At 53.8% G+C, this 20233-nt stretch carries 20 protein-coding genes; 13 read left to right on the forward strand and 7 right to left on the reverse strand.

The annotated features are described in order from the left end of the window. Positions 1-96: 96 nt before the first annotated feature. Complete coding sequence (locus tag K0H80_RS01605) at positions 97-2517, forward strand: class I adenylate cyclase (protein ID WP_220072859.1); 2421 nt, start codon at positions 97-99, stop codon at positions 2515-2517. 7 nt (positions 2518-2524) lie between these two features. On the opposite strand, the gene cyaY is transcribed toward K0H80_RS01605, so the two are convergent. Further along, the gene (gene cyaY, locus K0H80_RS01610; RefSeq protein WP_041406290.1) at positions 2525-2857 is read right to left on the reverse strand and encodes an iron donor protein CyaY; all 333 of its coding nucleotides are present in this window, start codon (positions 2855-2857) and stop codon (positions 2525-2527) included. Between the two features lie 542 nt (positions 2858-3399). On the opposite strand from cyaY, the gene lptM reads away from it, so the two are divergent. The 7 genes from lptM (at position 3400) to K0H80_RS01645 (ending at position 8610) form a co-directional block, all read left to right on the forward strand. Then, positions 3400-3555 (forward strand): LPS translocon maturation chaperone LptM, encoded by a 156-nt coding sequence (lptM, locus tag K0H80_RS01615; RefSeq protein WP_258406152.1) that lies wholly within the window; start codon positions 3400-3402, stop codon positions 3553-3555. A 5-nt stretch (positions 3556-3560) separates the two neighbouring features. After that, a complete protein-coding gene (gene lysA, locus K0H80_RS01620; protein WP_220072861.1) occupies positions 3561-4805 on the forward strand; it encodes a diaminopimelate decarboxylase in 1245 nt (414 codons plus the stop codon). Positions 4806-4842: 37 nt separating this feature from the next. Next, positions 4843-5682 carry a diaminopimelate epimerase gene (gene dapF / locus K0H80_RS01625; protein WP_011864129.1) on the forward strand — a complete coding sequence of 280 codons (840 nt, stop codon included), beginning with the start codon at positions 4843-4845 and terminating at the stop codon, positions 5680-5682. After that, on the forward strand, positions 5679-6317 hold the full coding sequence (locus K0H80_RS01630) for a DUF484 family protein (protein WP_041406294.1): 639 nt from the start codon (positions 5679-5681) through the stop codon (positions 6315-6317). Before dapF ends, K0H80_RS01630 begins: the two co-directional genes overlap by 4 nt. 7 nt (positions 6318-6324) lie before the next feature. Further along, on the forward strand, positions 6325-7218 hold the full coding sequence (gene xerC / locus K0H80_RS01635) for a tyrosine recombinase XerC (protein ID WP_220072862.1): 894 nt from the start codon (positions 6325-6327) through the stop codon (positions 7216-7218). Then, positions 7211-7933, forward strand: coding sequence for an HAD-IA family hydrolase (locus K0H80_RS01640; protein WP_258406227.1), 723 nt, complete (start codon positions 7211-7213; stop codon positions 7931-7933). Before xerC ends, K0H80_RS01640 begins: the two co-directional genes overlap by 8 nt. 101 nt (positions 7934-8034) lie before the next feature. After that, positions 8035-8610, forward strand: a complete 576-nt coding sequence (locus K0H80_RS01645; RefSeq protein ID WP_220072863.1) for a HupE/UreJ family protein — start codon at positions 8035-8037, stop codon at positions 8608-8610. A gap of 97 nt (positions 8611-8707) precedes the next feature. Here the strand turns inward: K0H80_RS01645 and ric are convergent, their stop codons facing one another. The 5 genes from ric to prmA form a co-directional block, all read right to left on the reverse strand. After that, positions 8708-9424, reverse strand: a complete 717-nt coding sequence (gene ric / locus K0H80_RS01650) for an iron-sulfur cluster repair di-iron protein (protein ID WP_220072864.1) — start codon at positions 9422-9424, stop codon at positions 8708-8710. Positions 9425-9742: 318 nt separating this feature from the next. Continuing rightward, positions 9743-10411, reverse strand: coding sequence for a hypothetical protein (locus tag K0H80_RS01655; protein WP_220072865.1), 669 nt, complete (start codon positions 10409-10411; stop codon positions 9743-9745). 175 nt (positions 10412-10586) lie between these two features. After that, the gene (gene fis, locus K0H80_RS01660; RefSeq protein ID WP_011864135.1) at positions 10587-10892 is read right to left on the reverse strand and encodes a DNA-binding transcriptional regulator Fis; all 306 of its coding nucleotides are present in this window, start codon (positions 10890-10892) and stop codon (positions 10587-10589) included. A gap of 17 nt (positions 10893-10909) precedes the next feature. Further along, positions 10910-11878 (reverse strand): tRNA dihydrouridine synthase DusB, encoded by a 969-nt coding sequence (gene dusB, locus K0H80_RS01665; protein ID WP_220072866.1) that lies wholly within the window; start codon positions 11876-11878, stop codon positions 10910-10912. 151 nt (positions 11879-12029) lie between these two features. Next, complete coding sequence (gene prmA, locus K0H80_RS01670; protein WP_011864137.1) at positions 12030-12911, reverse strand: 50S ribosomal protein L11 methyltransferase; 882 nt, start codon at positions 12909-12911, stop codon at positions 12030-12032. Between the two features lie 357 nt (positions 12912-13268). Between prmA and K0H80_RS01675 the strand changes: the two genes are divergently transcribed. The 5 genes from K0H80_RS01675 to K0H80_RS01695 all read left to right on the forward strand — a co-directional run bounded on the left by K0H80_RS01675 (position 13269) and on the right by K0H80_RS01695 (position 18713). Next, positions 13269-13991, forward strand: coding sequence for a fumarate reductase cytochrome b subunit (locus tag K0H80_RS01675; protein ID WP_220043991.1), 723 nt, complete (start codon positions 13269-13271; stop codon positions 13989-13991). Between the two features lie 154 nt (positions 13992-14145). Then, complete coding sequence (locus tag K0H80_RS01680; protein WP_144200093.1) at positions 14146-14817, forward strand: fumarate reductase cytochrome b subunit; 672 nt, start codon at positions 14146-14148, stop codon at positions 14815-14817. 46 nt (positions 14818-14863) lie between these two features. After that, positions 14864-16870: a fumarate reductase flavoprotein subunit gene (locus tag K0H80_RS01685; RefSeq protein ID WP_220072867.1), complete on the forward strand. Its 2007-nt coding sequence runs from the start codon at positions 14864-14866 to the stop codon at positions 16868-16870. Next, a complete protein-coding gene (locus tag K0H80_RS01690; protein WP_144200089.1) occupies positions 16867-17598 on the forward strand; it encodes a fumarate reductase iron-sulfur subunit in 732 nt (243 codons plus the stop codon). Before K0H80_RS01685 ends, K0H80_RS01690 begins: the two co-directional genes overlap by 4 nt. Positions 17599-17789: 191 nt before the next feature. Continuing rightward, on the forward strand, positions 17790-18713 hold the full coding sequence (locus K0H80_RS01695) for a LysR family transcriptional regulator (RefSeq protein WP_220072868.1): 924 nt from the start codon (positions 17790-17792) through the stop codon (positions 18711-18713). 75 nt (positions 18714-18788) lie between these two features. Here K0H80_RS01695 and rho read toward each other — a convergent pair whose 3' ends face one another. Continuing rightward, complete coding sequence (gene rho, locus K0H80_RS01700) at positions 18789-20054, reverse strand: transcription termination factor Rho (RefSeq protein WP_011864143.1); 1266 nt, start codon at positions 20052-20054, stop codon at positions 18789-18791. Positions 20055-20233: the final 179 nt, after the last annotated feature.

Consider the following 20233-nt stretch of genomic DNA (forward strand, 5'->3'; position numbering starts at 1 on the left):
TGAGGATAAAGTGTGATCTAGCTCTCAAATACTTGCTGTTTCCGCCTAAGCTGTTAGCATGCTATAGGTGAGCTAAATGGACTAGGTTGCTTAAAATTGAAAGAGCAAGAGCATTTTATCGCAACGGCGGAGCGCTTAAACAAAGTGCGTTTAGCGCGTGCGCTTGCCATGTTGACGCCTCTGCAGCGTCATCTGATGCAGCTGATCCCTGTGCTATTTCACTATCATCGTAGTGACTTCCCCGGCTACAACGGCCCCATGACGCCAAGCGGCGTGTTCGAATATTTTCCCAGTGACGATGCCCTCGAGGCCTGCCGTACCTTAGGGCTCAGCGAGCCCCAAGTGATCCATCAGCAGCAGAGCGCCCTGTATGGCGTCTATACCATGGGCAGTACCGCCAGCTTTGGCCAAAACCCTAAGAGTGATATCGACGTCTGGTTGGTGTATGACCCAACCCTGGCCGACGATGAAATCGCTTCCTTACAGGATAAGTCGCAGCTACTGACGGCCTGGTTTGGGCAGCACGATCTCGAAGTGAACATCTATCTGGTTCATCCAAAACAGTTTATTTCCAGCAGTAGTGACGGCGTGGTTCAGACCGCCAGCCTGGGGTGCGAAAACAGCGGCAGCGTGCAGCACTGGTTGCTGCTGGAAGAATTTTACCGCAGCCAGATTTGTCTCGGCGGTAAGCGGGTCGCCTGGTGGCCAGGGGCCGAGGCGATCGAGAGCCATCTCTTTCTGGGGGACGTGAGTAACCTGCCCGCCAGCGAGTATTTCGGTGCATCTCTGTGGCAGCTCTACAAAGGCTTGGACAAGCCCCACAAGGCGCTGCTCAAGGTAATGCTGCTGGAGGCCTATGCCAGCGATTATCCCAATAGTAACCTGGTGACCACTCAGGTGTGGCAACGCACCCTGGCGGGGGATTTTTCGGCCTTCAACGATGCCTATTTTCTCCTGTATCAGTCGATCGAACATTATCTGGAATATAAGAACGATAAACGGCGCCTCGAGATCGTACGTCGCTGTTTCTATTTGAAATGTGGTATCAGACTGACGGTGGCGGAGCACCCTAAAGATTGGCGTTACTATAAGTTGCAATCCTTGGTGACGCGCTGGGGTTGGTCCGATAACCTGCTGCGCACCTTAGATCAATGCGCCAGTTGGCACTGTGGCCAATTGCAGTGGTTCAACGAACAGCTCAATGAGTTGATGCTGGGCTGTTATCAGACCCTCTTACAATTTGCCTCGGCCAACAAGCTGAGCGACAGCCTGAAGATCTCCGAGTTGGGGCTGTTGACCCGCAAGCTACACACCTATTTTAGCGAGGATGACAAGCAGATCATCAGCCTCAACCGGCTCTGGACCCGCTCGGTAGCCGAGGCGCACCTGACGGTGATCTACAGCCATAATACCAAGGAGTATTACCTCTACCGTTGCACCCCAGAATCGAAAAACTTCATGGGGAATCGCGCGGTATTTCACTCCCATAGCAAGGCTAAGTTATTGATTTGGGCCAGCCTGAATGGCGTATCCACCGCCCAGACTCAGTGGTATGCCTATGGCGAAGGCAAAGGCCAGGATAAGGCGCTCACTAAGGCGGCCAAGCGTCTGCCCACTATCATGGCGGAGCGTCGCTGGCGGGCATCTAAGCTGGATCTGTGTCAGCCGTGGCATTTTCGTCAGCTGCTGTTTCTCATCAATTTCAATCGCGATGAGACCCAGCTATGGCGGGGGCAGGAGATCATCTTCGACTACATGAACGCCAATATCTTCTCCATGGGGCGTCACCACAGGAATATGGTGCAGTCGCTGGATGTTATCTGCCAAAACAGCTGGGGAGAGTGGCACTGTCACCATTTCGAGGGTAACGAAGCCATCTTAGATGCCCTGGTGTATATCACCCCTGGCATGCAGCGGGCACCCCAGCAGGTGAAGGTGGATGTGGTGAGCTGTTCAAGCCGCCTCAGTACTCAGATAGAGCGCAGTATCAGCCAGCTGGTTCACCGAGCTAATCGCATGTGTACCAAGGCGAAAACCTCGTCGACCATGGTGCACCCCTTGCAGGTGGGCGGGATAAAATATGGCCTGTTCTTCAACTCCAAGGGCATGGTGTATCAGGACTTGAGTGAGTCCACGGCCTTCTATCAACGTCTCTCCAAGCAGCGAATGCTCGAGCTGCCGCGGCCGGATCTCGGCAACGAGCCTTTCAGCAAGATCCCCGAGGTGATCCAGGATTTTGCCGCCATAGGTGCGATTCAATACTTCTTGCGCCCGGGCAAGGAGGGGATAGACGTATTTGTGCTGGATGAAAAAAATGAACTGAATCATTATGTTCAGCCGGGGAACAACCTAGAGGAGCTGGTGAGTCAGGTGAGTCATCATCATGCCTTTGCCGACTCTTACCTGGATAACGAACGCTTTAATCTGCCGCAGTTTTTCCGTTTGGTCAGAGTCGATGGCCGCCTGCAGGCGCAGCCCTTTGGGGTCAACGTCGACGAGGCAGCCATCGAATTTTAACGCCGGCTTACAGGCTCAGCGCTATGCCGCCCTGACGCAGGATAGAGGCGAGCACGAAGGGCATAAATTCGCCCGCATCGCTGCGCTCATCCAGCCATTTACCCTCGACGTAAGAGAAGTGGTATCCACCAAACTGTGTCGCTACCCAGATCTGATGCAGGGGTTCTTGCTTATTGATGACTATCTTGGACTTGTCCTGGAACTCGAGTTGCAAAACATTGCCTGAGGCATCGATGTCGATATCGGCATCTTGTTCATCGATTGCGTTCTCTATGGCATCTTCAAGTGCGGTAAACATTTCGTCGGCGAGTTGGTGATACTCTGAATCTGTCATTGCCATCTGGGCATCCTTCAGTGGAGTGGGTTGTTGCAGAGCCCACATAGTAATACCAAATTTACCAAATATCTAACTTTGGCCGGGCCCTTGTGAGGTGAAGTTTGTCGCCAGCCGCCTGCATCTCTCTCTGCTTTGTAGAAACTAAGGAGGTCGCCTCGGCTTGCCAATGAATAAAAATATTCACATTCGGGGTTTTTAGTCTGGGTTAAGCTTGACGTTTTGGCCCTATCTCTGCAAACATCAGACAGACTCGATATTGGTTGTGCGCGGGCGAGTCAGGCGAAGGGTAAGGGCCCTGTTTGATGGCGATAAAGCGAGATTTTGCCGAGCAGGGAATTCGTTTGTCAGGTCGATGCCTGAGTTATGAAAAGTGGATTTTTATGGGTTTTAGCGGGGATTTATCCTGTTTGGGGTAAAAATCATCTTTTCTCCCCCGCGAGCCGAGATAGTGCGTACAATCATGAGAAACATGATGAAAAAGGTACGGAGCCCTTTGGCTACCGTGTGTGATCCCCTCGAAACTGGAATGTCTGATGTTGAATAAGATGAAACCGATTTTACTTATGGTGTTGGCGAGCGCGGTGCTGAGCGGCTGCGGACAGAAGGGTCCTCTGTATAAATCGCCAGCGCAAGAAGACAACCAGAAGCCGCAGGTGGAACAGCCCACACCAGCAACCGAGCAGAATAACGATAAGGATTAAGCCCTGTGGATCACTTTCTCTATCAACAAGATGAACTCTATTCCGAGCAATGTACCGTTGCCTCGCTCGCAGAAACCTATGGCACGCCGCTCTATGTCTATTCGCGCGCGACCCTAGAGCGCCACTGGCATGCCTTCGACAATGCGGTTGCCGACCATCCCCATATGATCTGCTATGCGGTGAAGGCTAACTCTAATCTGGCGGTGCTGAATGTGTTAGCGCGTCTGGGCAGTGGTTTCGATATCGTCTCCGGAGGCGAGTTGGCAAGAGTATTAGAAGCCGGTGGTGAGGCGAGTAAGGTGGTCTTCTCTGGCGTCGGCAAGACAGTTGCCGAGATGGAGATGGCCCTGGAGGCGGGGATCTACTGCTTCAATGTCGAGTCGGCCGCCGAGCTCGAGCAGCTAAATCTGGTTGCCCTGAGGCTGGGCAAAGTCGCGCCAGTATCACTGAGGGTTAACCCAGATGTGGACGCCGGCACACACCCTTATATCTCGACCGGCTTGAAAGAGAACAAGTTTGGTATCGCCATGGAAGAGGCCGAGGCGATCTTCCTGCGGGCAAATGAATTGCCGGGCCTGGCAGTGAAGGGCGCCGATTGCCATATCGGCTCGCAGCTCACCGAGTTACAGCCTTTCCTCGATGCCATGGATCGCATGTTGGCCCTCATCGACCGTCTGGCCGAGCAGGGGGTGAAGATTGCGCACCTGGATGTGGGCGGCGGTCTGGGGGTCACCTATGATGGCGAGCAGCCGCCGGAGCCGAGTGCCTACGCCAGTGCCCTGCTTGGTAAACTCGCGGGACGCGACCTTAAGCTCATCTTCGAGCCGGGACGTGCCATTGCCGCCAATGCCGGTATCTTCGTGACTCAGGTGCTCTACCTGAAAGAGAACGCCGAGAAGAATTTCGCCCTGGTCGACGGCGCCATGAACGACCTTATTCGTCCTTCGCTGTATAGTGCCTGGCAGAAGATCATCCCTGTGGTTCCACGCCCAGGCGAGACCCGCCAATATGACGTGGTAGGCCCAGTGTGTGAGACGGGGGACTTCTTAGGCAAAGACAGGTCGCTCAACATCGAGGCCAATGATCTGTTGGCGGTGCGCTCGTCGGGCGCCTATGGCTTTACCATGGCATCAAATTATAACTCTCGCCCCCGCGCCGCCGAGGTGATGGTGGATGGCGCTCGTCATTATTTGGTGAGAGAGAGAGAAAAAGTCGCGCAATTGTGGCAAGGTGAACAACTCCTCCCTTAAGCAGGGCAGGCCGGTTACTTTTTGAAGGAAAACACATTTGATCCATTTCACCAAGATGCACGGTTTAGGCAATGACTTTATGGTGGTCGATGGCGTGACGCAGAACGTCTATTTCTCGCCCGAGCAGATAAAGCGCTTAGCGGATCGCAACTTCGGCATCGGTTTCGATCAGCTCCTGTTGGTGGAGCCGCCCTATGATCCTGATCTGGATTTTCACTATCGCATCTTTAATGCCGATGGCAGCGAAGTCGAGCAGTGTGGCAATGGCGCCCGCTGTTTTGCGCGCTTCGTAAAGAGCAAGGGATTGATCAACAAGCAGAAAATAAAGGTCAGTACCTCTTCTGGCAAGATGACCTTGCGCCTTGAGCGTGACGGCAGCGTCACGGTCAACATGGGGATCCCTGTGCTGGAGCCGAGCCGCATCCCCTTCAATGCCAAGAAGGCGGAGAAGACCTACTTGCTGCAGGCCGATATGCCTGAGGGCATGCAGACCTTCCTCTGCGGTGCCGTGTCTATGGGTAATCCCCACTGCGTGCTCGAGGTCGACGACGTAGCCAACGCCGATGTCGAGCGGATAGGTTCACTGCTGACCAAGCATGAACGCTTCCCCAAGGGGGTGAACGTAGGTTTCATGCAGGTGGTCGATGCAAACCATATTAAACTTAGAGTGTATGAGCGCGGCGCGGCCGAAACCTTGGCCTGTGGCAGCGGCGCCTGTGCGGCCGTGGCCGTGGGCCAACTGCAAGGCAAGCTCGCCAGACGCGTGCGGGTCGATCTTCCCGGTGGTAGCTTAACCATTAACTGGGAAGGCGAGGGTAAGCCCCTATGGATGACGGGGCCTGCTGAACATGTATACGATGGACAGATACAGCAATGAATGATGCGATGAACAAAAAAGCCGAGTTGCCCTTCGATGAAGTCTTAATTCGCGAGTACCTGCTCGACAATCCCGACTTCTTCGCCCGCTATCCCGAGCTGTTGTTGGCGATGCGGATCCCCCATGAGCAGCGCGGCGCCGTCTCTCTGGTGGAGCGTCGTCAGGAGATGCTCAGATCCAGGGTGACTCAGCTAGAGGAGGAAATCACCTCCTTGCTGGCCATGGCCTCGCGTAACGAACAGATCTATATGTTCAATACCGCCTTGTCGCTCAAGCTGTTGCAGGCCGAAGATCTCGGCGACCTGAGACAGATACTGTCGAGCGAGTTGCAGAAGCAGTTTCAGTTTACCCATGTCCGTTTGATCACTGTCCATGATATCGACAGCGAACTGTCGAACATCTGGAGCGAACGCCTGAAGCAGGGTTACTACTTCGGCCGTCTCACCCAAAACGAGTCCAAGCGTCTGTTTGGCTGCGAGGTGGGCTCGGTGGCGCTGTCCCGCCTGTCACAGCAGTGTGGCCAGGTGATCTTTGCTATCGCCAGCCAAGACCCTATGCATTTCCATCCTGAAATGGATAACCTCTTGCTGGATCAGCTCAAACAGTTACTCGACCACCTGCTGCCTAAGTTGTGAGGCCGTGATGTCTGACGACTGGGTGCAGGAATTTGTCTCATATCTGGTCAGTGAGCGGCAGCTCTCTCCTCACACGGTTAGAAACTATCGCTTCGAGCTCGAGCGGGTCGGCGAACTCCTCCCCGAGGGTTTTATCTGGGCAGAGGTCAGCGACGAACAGCTGCAAGCCGTGCTCAATAAGCTGCACCGCAAGGGGCTGGGGCCTCGTTCTATCGCCCTAACGCTGTCGGCCCTCAAGCAGTTTTGTCACTATCTGTTGCAAGAGGGCTATATCAAAAAAGATCCCTGCCTGAACCTCAGCGCCCCCAAACAGCAAAAGCCCCTGCCTAAGAATATGGATCTCGATTCCGTGACCCATCTTCTGTCTATCGAGGGGGACGACCCGCTGGCGTTGCGGGATAAGGCGATCATGGAGCTGTTCTACTCTTCGGGCCTGCGTCTGGCCGAGCTGGCAGCTCTGGATACCCGAGATATCGCCAGTGGCGAGCATCAGGTCAAGGTCATGGGTAAGGGCAGCAAGGAGCGTATCGTGCCCATTGGCCGCATGGCACTGAGTGCCATCGACGACTGGCTCAAGGTGCGCTCACTTTTGCCCTGTGAAGACGACGCCCTGTTTGTCACCGCCAAGGGCAAACGCCTCGCCCACAGGAGCATACAGGCCAGGCTAAACAAGTGGGGTCAGCAGCAAGGGTTAAATGCCCGGGTACATCCCCATAAGCTGCGCCACTCCTTCGCAACCCATATGCTGGAATCCAGCGCCGATCTCAGGGCGGTGCAGGAACTGCTGGGTCACGCCAACCTGTCGACGACTCAGGTCTACACCAGCCTGGACTTTCAACATCTAGCCAAGGTCTACGACGGCGCCCATCCCAGGGCGAAGAAACGAGGTGGTAATGGTTAATGTGGCCATAGGTCTACGACCCTTTAAGGCGATCAGTTTCGATCTGGACGATACCTTGTATGACAACCGGCCCATCATCATGGCCGCCGAGCAGCGCCTGCTAAGCTTTCTGGCACAAAGGCATCCACTGACCCAAGATTGGGGCCTGGATGATTGGCAGGCATTGAAGCGCAGCCTGATAAGACAGTGCCCAAGCCTGGCCCATGACACGTCGGCGGCGCGCCTAGTGACCCTGGAGCAGGGGCTGATAACCTTAGGTTACGCTAAGACGCAGGCGGGAGAGGCGGCGCAGCAGGCCCTGGCCTACTTTGTCGAGCAGCGCTCCGACTTTACCGTCGCGCCCGAGGTCGTTGCTAAGCTCACTCGTCTGGCGCGGCACTATCCCTTGGTTGGCATCACCAACGGTAATGTCGATGCCCAGCGGATTGGGCTGGGTGAGGTGCTGGAGTTTGTCCTGCATCCCGGTAACGGCACCCGCATGAAGCCCTATCCCGACATGTTCTATCAGGCCTGCCAACGGCTGGATATCGGCTGTCATGAGCTCTTGCACCTTGGCGACAGCTTTAAGGCCGATGTTCAGGGGGCTCGCCGCGCCGGCTGTCAGGCCGCCTGGCTGAATCCGGCGGTTGGAAGGAAGCCTCAGCTAATTTCTGAGGGGCAACTACCCCATATCACCTGCAGCGATCTTGACGATCTGCTGGCCCTTATCGACTAGGCTTGTCAGTCACTTATTTGTACTTTTCGGCTAACCATCACAGTCAGTTAACCTTAATTCCTCTATTGTCGGTGCTCATATTTCAAGGATAGAGAGGATTTATGCGAACAAGGTTACTTCCCCTATTGCTGCTGGCGTGGACGACGCCCGTATTCGCCCACGGGATCACCCATGGTGCGGGCTTCATGACCGGCTTTAATCATCCGGTGCTCGGTTTCGATCACCTGCTGGCCATGCTGAGTGTGGGCCTGTTGAGCACCCAGTTGGGTGGGCGGGCGATCTGGACGGTACCGCTGGCCTTCATGGCCTTCATGTTGGTCGGTGGCATCCTTGGCCTCTATGGCGTGGCTTTGCCCTGGGTTGAGCTGGGGATCGCCCTGTCTGTGTTACTGCTTGGTCTGGCTATCGCCTTGGGTAGGCACATTCCGTTGCTGCTCGCCATGGGATTTGTGGGACTGTTTGCTATCTTTCACGGCCATGCCCACGGCGCCGAGATGCCGGCCTTAGCCAGCCCTGTGCTCTATGCGCTTGGCTTCCTCACGGGAACCGCGGTGATCCATCTGCTCGGGGTGGCGCTTGGCATCATAATGCAGCAGCTGAGCCGTAAGCTGCCGCTGCTGCGTCTCAGTGGCGGCGTGATCGCCTTGGTCGGTGGTTATCTGATTGTCGGCGTATAGGCCGTCGATTGGATAGGGGCGCTGGTTGCTGCGCCCCTTCTCCTACCAAGTTGTAAATAGCTATGTTTTAAATAGCGATGTTTTAGATGGCTGTGTTTTAAATAGCCAGGGTCTTAGGGAAGAGGATGTTGTTCTCGATGTGTATGTGCTGCTGCAGATCGGCGACAAACTCCTTCAGGGTAGCGTAGCAGATACGCCAAGTGGTGCAGGCATGGGCCGGCGGCGTGAAGTCGTTGGTGAGGGCTCTCAGGCGCTCGACAATCTCGCTGGCCTCATCGTGCTCATGCTCCATGGCGTTGATGGGGTTGCCTATGTGACCGAAACAGCCACTCACCTGTTCGCCCGCAGCCATGGCGCGGATGGCGGGGAAGAGGATCTGCTCCTCCTTCATCAGGTGCGGCATGAGATCTTCTATCAGGGCTCGCACCCAGCCGGCAAAGGGCTTTATCTCATCATAATGCTCACCGTGGGCGCGTACCATCTTCTGGCTATATTCGATAAGCAGTAGCGCCTTCTCACGCACATAGTCGTGGTGCGTCGCCTCAATGTAGTCGATCAGCTCGCCTAAGGGTAACTGATTCAGGCTATCCTCTTGCATCCCTTCCGCCTTCACGGCCAGCAGCGCCGCCTCTACCTCCACCAGGGCGATGCCCGCCCGATCACAGGCCTTTGCCAGGGTGCGCTTGCCGCCGCAGCAGAAATCAATACCAAATTGGCTGAAGACGTGGGCACGTCGAAAGTCGCCGGCCACTAGGCTGCCAACTGTCTCTTCGGCAAATTCTGAGGCCAACGGGGAGTGTGTAGATAAAGACATGGTGACTCCAATTTAAAAGCTGTATTTTATAAGTGTGTTTAGATGGTAGAGAGGTTGCCGAGTAAATTCAACGTAAACTTGAGTGTTTTACTCGGGATTGTTGGTTTAGTTGAGGCAGATCATAATTTGGTGAAGATGCTGGCTTCAGAGGATAAATTTGGATGGGAGTTGAGATACGGCTATATATTGAAACTTCATCTTTGAATATTGTGGATTAGACAGCAATTGGCTAAGAACCTGAGTTATAAAGAATTGTTCCGTAACAGTCAACGTATTGATTTAACCGCGTTTTGTTGGTTTTGGGGGAGTCGTATTTAGCTATTTTTGCTTAGCAAGTTTTGATTCTAGCTTGGCTATGCGTTTTTTATAGTCGTCATTCCATCCCTGTTTTAAGGCTTTTCGTGACAGTTCAAGAGCGCCTTTAAGATCACCTTCCTTTTCAAGAATAATAGCCAGTTGTTTGTAACCTATATGAGATGGCATTATTTGCGGAACATCATAACCTACAGGTTTATGACCTAAAATTTCCTCGAGCTTTTTTAGACTGATTCCCTTTGGTTTTAGTGGTTTGCTGAAAACTTTGGCCGCTTGTGTTGCGATGGAGATTTGTAACTGACAAAGCTCCTTAGCTTTGTTGTAATGCGAAGGGTTATCCCGGAGGCTGTAGTGATGTTTAATTAACCCAGTGAGTGCTAAATGTATGTCTTTGTAGTTCTTCCTTGGTCGATTAAGAGCTTCTTTTACAGCTTGCTCGGTTTTGTCCCATATGATGTCTTTGGCGTCATCTTTTGCCACACAGGCCAACACATTCAATAAACAGCATTTATCCGTTTCACCATACGTTTTGCCGATCAGGTTTGCGTAGAGATAACACTCGCTAGATGGATAGCCCATTGGTTGATAATCGCGTGATATTTGGTCACGGTGTGCAGCCGTTAAGGAAGTTAACCACCATTCTTTCAGTTCGTATTTATCAAGGATATCCATATCTAATTTAATCGTAGGCAACGAATAGGTAACTTTAAGGTATTTTATTGATGGTGTGCGTTTTTTCTTTCGTGGGCGGACTATTTATTACGTTGTTGTGTGGACGTGGATTCAGAAAGCAAAACGGGCTCACCATCGCTGGTGAGCCCGTTCAATACAGCTGACTAAGAAAGTCTTAGTTCATGCCATACTTCTTTAATTTCTTACGCAGAGTACCACGGTTGATGCCTAGCATGTTGGCCGCGCGAGTCTGGTTACCACGAGTGTGTTGCATGATGATATCTAGTAGAGGTGCTTCAACTTCACATAACACCATTTCATAAACTTCTTCGGCTTCCTGGCCGTCCATTTGAGCGAAAAAGTTAGTTACTGCGCGCTTCACTGCGTCACGAAGTAACTGAGGCTTGATAGTGCCGTTAGCGGTTTCGATTTTGCCTACGGTAAGCTGATGAGCTTCTGGTTGAGTTGTCTGATCAAACATTCGTATTCTGCTCTTTATTAATTCTTTACTAATTCATCAAAATAACGCTCCAACATGGAACGTTGTTCTTCAACAGTTTCCAGCCGATTGAAGTCGGCTCTGAAAGATCTCTGCGCTTCTTGGTCCAGATACCATCCAACATGCTTTCTGGCGATACGTAACCCTTTGTATTCGCCATATAATGCATATAAATTCTTGAGGTGTTCCAGCATCACTTGACGCTTTTCGTCCACTTCAATGGGCGCTAGCTTATTACCTGTTTCCAAGTAATGTTGGATCTCTCTGAATAGCCAAGGCCGTCCTTGAGCGCCTCTTCCTATCATCACGGCATCTGCGCCCGTGTAGTCCAGCACGTAATGTGCCTTCTCCGGGGTACAGATATCGCCATTTGCGACAACTGGAATAGAGACATTCTGTTTAATCGCACGAATCGTGTCGTACTCGGCGTCGCCTTTGTACATGCATTGTCGCGTACGGCCATGGACCGCGAGCGAGGCAATGCCACAATCTTGCGCAATTTGGGCTATGTGAACCCCATTTCGGTGTTCGGGTGCCCATCCGGTGCGAATCTTCAGGGTGACAGGTACATCCACAGCGGCAACGACAGCCTGTAAAATCGCTTTTACCAGCTCTGGTTGCTGCAGTAGTGCCGAACCTGCCAACTTCTTATTCACTTTTTTTGCAGGACACCCCATGTTGATATCGATGATCTGTGCGCCCTGTTGTACGTTGACAAGGGCGGCATGGGCCATCATATCGGGGTCGGCACCTGCAATTTGTACTGAGCGAATCCCATCTTCACCAGCGTGTGCCATGCGCTGTCGGCTCTTGTCCGTGTCCCAGACCTCGGGATTGGACGAAAGCATCTCAGATACAGCCAGGGCGGCGCCGTAGCGTAAACAGAGATTTCGGAAGGGTTGGTCGGTGACTCCTGCCATAGGAGCCACGATCAGCTGATTCTTCAGTTGATAGGGTCCAATCTGCATTAATCATCACACCTTGCGCTTCAAAGGGGCGCTATAGTACGCCTTTTTCAAGCCTGTGAAAAGGTCAATAAATGACCTGAGAGCAACTTTTTTGCTTGACTTTTGCGAGGTGAGAAGTCTGTGGCGGCCTTGCGGCCGCTGGCTTTTACCCCTATTTGCGTCTGCCTGTCAAGCGGCTCCAATCCTCTTTGTGAACTGGTGCGTCCATGTCAAACCACTGGGCATAATGCTGGCTGATCTCGTCGGCCTGTTCCTTTAATAAGCCAGAGAGTGCCAGCAGGCCACCGGGCTGAACTTTTTCGGCGATCAGCGGTGCCAGTTCGCGCAGCGGGCCGGCAAGGATGTTGGCCACCAGAACCTCTGCCTTAAGATCGGCAGGCTGGTCTTCTGGCAGATACAGGTCGAGCTTGTCTGCCACCTGGTTGCGCTCGGCGTTAGCCTTAGAGGCATCGATCGCCTGGTAGTCGATGTCGATACCTGTGACCTTGGCGGCGCCTAATTTAAGCGCGGCGACCGCGAGAATGCCTGAGCCGCAGCCAAAATCAATCGCTTCTTTACCTTGTAAATCCAGGCCATCTAACCATTCCAGGCACAGGGCGGTAGTAGGATGGGTGCCGGTGCCGAAGGCCAGGCCGGGATCCAGCATGACGTTGACCGCTTCTGGGTCGGGTACTTCGCGCCAGCTTGGGCAGATCCATAGGCGACGACCAAATTGGATAGGGTGGAAGTTGTCCATCCACTCTCTTTCCCAGTCCTTGTCTTCGACCTGCTCAATCTTATGGCTAAAGTCGGCACCTAAATAAGGTTGCAGCTTGAGCATCTCCACCACGGGCGCCAGATCATAGTCGGCCTCGAACAGGGCGGTGATCACTGTGTGGCTCCACAGCGGGGTCTCACCCAGGTTAGGCTCGTAGATTGGGGTGTCTTTACCATCTTCATAGGTGATCGACAGGGAACCCAGCTCCATCAGCATGTCGCTGAGCTGCTCGGCGTGTTGGTTATCTGTGTCTATCTTTAACTGGATCCAGGCCATGGGATCTTCTCTCTAAGGTCAATATAAGGTCAATAATGGCCCTATTGTAAACCAAGCCTAAGGCAAAGGCCGAGGAATCTGTGCCGAAACTGAGATTTGGGGGATTTAGCATCTAAATTCAATCGGTTATTTCGCCTCGGTTGTGATTGATTGTATTGTTTGAAATAAGCGTTTAAATTACTGATTACTATTGGTTAATTGGTTTTACCTTTGTTTCGTTGTGGGCAGATTGTTTGTGATCGACGTCAAATGTTCCACCTTAGCAGGGTGAGGTGTCTCACGCTTTTCAGCTGTCCGTATAGGCAGCCTAAAACTTGTTGGTATGGTGTAGATCCCGACACTAGGCGCAGAAAGATCATGAAGGTTAACAGCTTGCAGTACCAACACACACATTACGCTGCTTTGGGCAGTCCCTGGTCAGCCAAGGCTGACAGAATACAGAGTGCCACCGGCATCTTATTGGGATGTTTTTTGCTGGCGCATCTGCACTTCGAGTCGAGCATTCTCTTCGGTAAAGAGACCTTCTATCACGTGGTGCAGTTCCTTGAAGGCGGCATGTTTAGTGATGATGGTCACGGCATGCCGATCGTTACCAAGGTGTTCTCTATCTTCATCATGCTGGTTGTGATGCTGCATGCGGCGGTGGCGCTACGTCGCTTCCCGGCCCAGCTGGGGCAATGGCGCGCGCTGCGTAATCATATGCAGGGGATCAAGCATAAAGACAGCCACGCCTGGTTCTGGCAGTTGGTGACAGGCTTCATCCTGTTCTTCTTGGCGCCGGTACACATCTTTACCATGATAACCAATCCGGAGATCGGCCCCCATCTGTCGGCCGAGCGCGTCTATCACGCCAATGCCTGGTTGCTCTACGCCTTGTTGCTGCCCGCCGTGGTGGTGCACGCCATGATAGGACTCTACCGCGTCGCGGTGAAGTGGGGGCTTATCCGTCACCGTAAGGGGTTGAGAAAGGCGATCAAGGTGTTGATCATCTATCTGATGACCCTGGGCATCTTGAGCCTCATCTCTTACATCATGATAGGCCGATCACTCGTCTTGCCAATTACGCCATTTGTGCCATAACTGTGTAGGCGCGGGGTAGATTAGCAAATTATAAAATATCGGATTGTGTTTTGATCTATCTCACGGTTTCAGTTGGGTTTGTGAGCGACATTAAGGCTAGCTGTTTTTAAATCTGTTTGTCTCCCACTTTTCCCCACTTTTCACAGGAGTGCCTATGTCGCTGGCGAAGAAAAATAATAATGTAAGCGGTTGGCTCGATATGAGCCAGAGTGTCTCTGGCGTCATCTTGGCCTTGTTCCTCTGGACACATCTGGTGTTGGTCTCCTCCATCCTGTTGGGGGCCGATGCCATGACATTTGTGGCACGCACCATGGAGCTGAGCTTCCTCAGCGCCGATGGCCATGGTTATCCCTGGGTGGTGTCGGGCATCGCCATCATAGTGGCGCTACTGGCGCTGATCCATGTATTGGTTGCCGTGCATAAGATGCCGCTGAACCTGCAACAGCAGCGGGCGCTACGCCAGCAGATGAGCGTGATCCACCATGACGACACTAAGCTGTGGGTGTGGCAGGCGATCACAGGTGTGGGGATCTTCCTGCTACTGCCCGTGCATCTTTGGTTGATCGGCAGCGCGCCGGAAACCATAGGCCCTGTGGGTAGTGCAGACCGTATCTGGAACCAAGGGGTCTGGATGGTCTATCTGCCGCTGCTTCTGTGTGTCGAGTTACATGCCGCCATCGGCATCTATCGCGTGGCCATCAAGTGGGGCGCCAAGCGCGCCATCGACGCCCGCGCCCGAATTAAAAAAATAAAAACCATAGTAAGTGTGGTGTTTGTGGTGATAGGTCTGGCCTCTCTGCTTGCCTTCCTGCCCTACGCCAGCTAACCCATTAGACGCTAATTTGATCTCTTATCCCTCGTAAGGAGCAAGTGTGAAACTGATATATACCGATTCTTTAGTCGTGGGCGCCGGACTGGCGGGACTAAGGGTCGCCATCGCCTCGAAGGAACGCGGCCTGGATACCCTGGTGCTGTCATTGATCCCCGCCAAGCGTTCCCATTCGGCCGCGGCCCAGGGCGGCATGCAGGCCAGTTTGGGCAATACCGTCAAAGGCATGGGAGACGATGAAGACGTACATTTTCAAGATACGGTAAAGGGATCGGACTGGGGCTGTGATCAGGAAGTGGCGCGCATGTTTGCTCATTGTGCCCCCAAGGCTGTGCGTGAACTGGCGAACTGGGGCGTGCCCTGGACGCGGGTCACCAAGGGGCGGCGCCAGGTGGTGGTAAACGCCGAGAAGGTCACCATCGAAGAGGCCGAGGAGGCCCATGGCCTGATCAACGCCCGCGACTTTGGCGGCACCAAGAAGTGGCGCACCTGCTATACCGCTGATGGTACCGGTCACTCGCTACTCTACGCCGTAGATAACAAGGCGATCTCCCTGGATATTCCGGTACACGAAAGGGTCGAGGCGTTGGCGCTGATCCACGATGGCAAGCGTTGCCATGGAGTGGTGGCTAGGTGCCTGATCACCGGTGAGCTTCGCGCCTATGTGGCCAAGTCCACCACTATCGCCACCGGCGGCTATGGCCGTATCTATGAGGTCTCCACTAATGCGATCATCTGCGAGGGGATAGGCCAGGCGTTGGCGCTGGAAACCGGGGTGGCGACCCTGGGTAACATGGAGGCGGTGCAGTTCCACCCGACGGCCATCGTGCCTGTGGGGATTCTGACTACCGAAGGCTGCCGCGGTGATGGTGGCCTGCTCAGAGACAAAGATGGCCACCGTTTCATGCCCGACTATGAGCCGGAGAAGAAGGAGCTGGCCTCGCGCGATGTTGTATCTCGCCGCATGACGGAGCATATGCGTAAAGGTAAAGGGGTCGATAGCCCCTATGGTCCACACCTATGGCTCGATATCACCCTGCTTGGTCGCAAGCATGTGGAGACCAACCTGCGTGAGGTGAAGGAGATCTGCGAGAACTTCCTCGGCATAGATCCCGCCGAAGATTGGATCCCTGTGCGTCCGACCCAGCACTACTCCATGGGCGGTATACGTACCGATGCCAAGGGGCAGAGTCCACAGCTAAAGGGGCTGTTCAGTGTGGGTGAGGCGGCCTGTTGGGACATGCATGGCTTTAACCGCTTGGGGGGCAACTCGCTGGCAGAAACTGTGGTGGGCGGCATGATCATCGGCAAGTATGTGGCCGACTTCTGTGAAGAGAACACCCTGGAGATAGACACCTCGCTGGCCGAGCGCTTCGTGGCTCAGGTGCGAGATGAGATAGATGGCCTGGTCGAGGGGCAGGGCAGTGAGTCTGCCTATGAACTTAAGCGCGAGATGCAGCGCATCATGATGGACTATGTGGGCATCTTCCGTAATGGCCCTGAGCTGACCAAGGCGGTCGAGGAGTTAGAGGCTCTGCTGATCCGCTCGCGTAACTTGGGCCTCAAGTGCAAGAAGCGCCATGCCAACCCAGAGCTGGTCGAGGCGTTAAGAGTCAAGCGCATGCTCAAGGTGGCGTTAACCGTTGCCTGCGGCGCCGAGGCGCGCACCGAGAGCCGCGGTGCCCACGCCCGTGAAGATTATCCACAGCGTAACGATAAAGAGTGGCTCAACCGCACGCTCTCCTCCTGGCCGAGCAGTGACGCCACCCGTCCTCAGCTGGATTACGAACAGCTCGACGTGATGAAGATGGAGCTGCCACCCGGCTATCGTGGCTATGGTATCAACAACGCCATCGCCCATCCGGACACAGAGAAGCGAGAGAAACAGATAGTCGAGATCTTGAGTAACCTGGGCGAAGATGCCGATCGCCATGAGCGCCAGCACGCGCTGATGCCGTTCGAGGTGCCAGAATCCCTTAGAGAGAAGAATGAGCGTTTGCATGATAAGCCGCTCGGAAACAGACAGCAGCTTGGAGAAGAAAGCAAATGAGTCAGGGTCGTACACTAACCTTTAATATCTTCCGTTATGATCCTCAGATGCCGGACGATAAGCCCAAGATGGTCAAGTATCAGCTGGAAGAGGCGCCGGGCATGACAGTGTTTATCGCGCTGAACATGCTGCGTGAGCAGCAGGATCCGTCACTGCAGTTCGATTTCGTCTGCCGCGCCGGGATCTGCGGTAGCTGCGCCATGGTGATCAACGGTTATCCCACCTTGGCCTGTCGCACCCTGACCAGCAAGTATCCCAAGGGGGAGATCACCCTGATGCCGCTGCCGGGCTTCGAGCTGATCGGCGACCTGTCGGTCAACACGGGTAAGTTTATGCGCGAGCTGGCGGAGCGTCTCAAGCTTTGGCTGCATCCGAGAAACGACGAGGCGGACATTCACCGCATCGAGGCGCCCATGGATCCCGAGGAGGCGGCCAAGCTCTACGAGCTTGAGCGCTGCGTCGAATGTGGTGTGTGTGTCTCGGCTTGTGCTACCAAGCAGATGCGCGACACCTTCGTCGGCGCCGTGGGCATGATGAAGATCGCCCGCTTCGAGCTCGACAGTCGCGATGCCCGCAGCGTGGAAGACTTCTATCACGTGATAGGCAATCAGGATGGGGTATTCGGTTGCATGACCCTGTTGGGCTGTCAGGACAACTGTCCTAAAGACCTGCCACATATGCAGCAGATCGCCTATCTCAGACGTAAGATGGCGACCGCCTTGGTATAAGCCTATAACGTTCAGTCGATTGCCCCATCCTTCACAAGAAGCCTGCCCGAGCAGGCTTTTTTATTGGCACCAAATCCACCACTTGGCTTACTTTTATCAAAAATATTTTGATAAAAGTAAGGTTTTTAGCCAGTCTATGCTTAATAGAAATTCACTCAAAGAGAGTGCCGAACGCGGCGGGGAAACAGGCGATGCAGGTCAATGATCTATTGTTATTTGTGCGGGTCGCCGATTGCGGCAGCCTGAGCGGCGCGGCGGTGGAACTGGAGATCTCCGCGGCGGTGGCCAGCGCCAGCCTGAAGCGGCTGGAGAAGGAGCTGGATACCGTGCTCTTTATCCGCAGCACCCGTAGCCTGAGGCTGACCGACGCCGGCGAGCGTTACCTCAGCTATTGTCGTCGGGCGTTGGAGGACCTGCGTCTCGGCGAACAGGCGCTGGCCTGCGCCAAGTCGCAGATTGCCGGCAAGCTGAGTGTGGCCCTGCCGTCCGATGCCGGGCGCAATTATATTCTGCCCTGGCTGGATCATCTGATGGACGAATATCCTAGGTTACAGCTGAGATTGCATCTCGCCGACAGCTTGACCAACTTCTATCACGACAAGATAGATGTGGCCCTGCGGAGTGGCACCCCAAAGGATTCTAGCCTGGTAGCCTTTAAGATCTGCTCGGCTCAGCGCATCCTGTGTGCCTCGCCCGAGTATATTGCTGCCCATGGCCGCCCCGAGACCCTAAGCGAGCTGGAGAAGCATAACTGCCTGTTTTTCATGTTAGATGAGAAGACCCACGACCAATGGTGTTTCTATCGCGACGGTCAGAGTCACAGGGTGAGGGTGTCTGGCAATCGCACCTGTAACGACGCAGAAGTCGCTCGCAAGTGGGCGCTGGCGGGCAAGGGGATCGTCTACAAATCATCCCTAGATCTGGCGGATGACCTGGCCAGCGGCGCCCTGGTGCCGCTGCTTACCCAATACAGCGGCGAGAGCGCCGATCTCTATCTTGTGTGTCCTGGGCGGCAACATGTGACGCCTCTGGTGCTGACCCTGAGGGAGCATCTGCGCCAGCGCTGCCAACAGCGTGCCAAGAACCTAGCCCCAGCTTTTACTCAGCAGGCATAAAAAAAGCCGCATCGTTGCGGCTTTTTTATCGATAACATTTTAAGACTAATATTAGGACTTATATTAAGACTTATATTAAGACTTAGCGCGTTTCATCGCGGTGAAGAACTCTTCGTTAGTCTTGGTCATCGCCAGCTTGTCGATGAGGAACTCCATGCCGCTGACTTCGTCCATCGGATTGAGGATCTTACGCAGGATCCACATCTTCTGTAGCTCGTCCGGTGTGGTCAGCTTCTCTTCGCGACGGGTACCCGAGCGGTTGAAGTCGATAGCTGGGAAGACACGCTTCTCGGCGGCCTTACGAGACAGGTGAAGTTCCTGGTTACCCGTACCCTTAAATTCTTCGTAGATCACTTCGTCCATCTTAGAGCCGGTATCGACCAGCGCGGTGGCGATAATGGTCAGGCTGCCGCCATGTTCTATGTTACGGGCTGCGCCGAAGAAGCGCTTAGGACGGTGCAATGCGTTGGCGTCCACACCACCGGTAAGAACCTTACCTGATGAAGGGATCACTGTGTTGTAGGCGCGTGCCAGACGGGTAATAGAGTCGAGCAGGATCACTACGTCTTTCTTGTGTTCTACCAGACGCTTGGCCTTCTCGATAACCATCTCGGCTACCTGTACGTGACGGCTGGCTGGTTCGTCGAAGGTAGAGGCGACCACTTCCCCCTTCACCAGGCGTTGCATCTCGGTTACTTCTTCTGGACGTTCGTCGATCAGCAGTACCATGAGTACAACTTCTGGGTTGTTGTAAGTGATGCTCTGGGCAATGTTTTGCAGCAGCAGGGTCTTACCAGCCTTTGGCGGCGCCACGATCAGACCACGTTGGCCCTTACCGATTGGCGAGCAGAGGTCGAGAATACGGGCCGTAATATCTTCGGTTGAACCGTTACCACGTTCCATTCGGATACGTTCTTCTGCATGAAGTGGGGTTAAGTTTTCGAAGAGGATCTTGCTGCGGGAGTTTTCGGGTTTGTCGAAGTTGACTTCACTGACTTTCAGTAGCGCGAAATAACGTTCACCTTCTTTCGGGGGACGGATTTTACCAAAAATGGTATCACCGGTGCGCATGTTGAAGCGGCGAATTTGACTCGGTGAAACATAGATATCGTCTGGACCTGCCAGGTAAGAACCGTCTGCGCTACGAAGGAAACCAAAACCATCTTGCAGGATTTCTAGTACCCCGCCACCGAAAATATCTTCACCGCTTTTGGCGTGGGCTTTAAGGATTGCGAAAATAATGTCCTGTTTGCGGGCTCGGGCCATGTTCTCGATTTTCATATCCTGAGCCAGAATGACTAGGTCTGAAATCGACTTCTCTTTTAATTCTGATAAATTCATCGTGGTGGGTCTTGTATATTGCGAGACAAAGCTATTTTGGGACTAATAGCATAAAGTTGTTTGGATATTAATCGAAATAGCGAGGTGTGGTTAATGAGAAAGTTTCTGGTTATTAAAGTAGCACTATAGGAGCAGGGCGTCTAGAAATTTAGCGACCCTCGACACAATTACTTGACCAA

This window comes from Shewanella aegiceratis, assembly GCF_019457495.1.
Lineage (GTDB): Bacteria > Pseudomonadota > Gammaproteobacteria > Enterobacterales > Shewanellaceae > Shewanella > Shewanella loihica.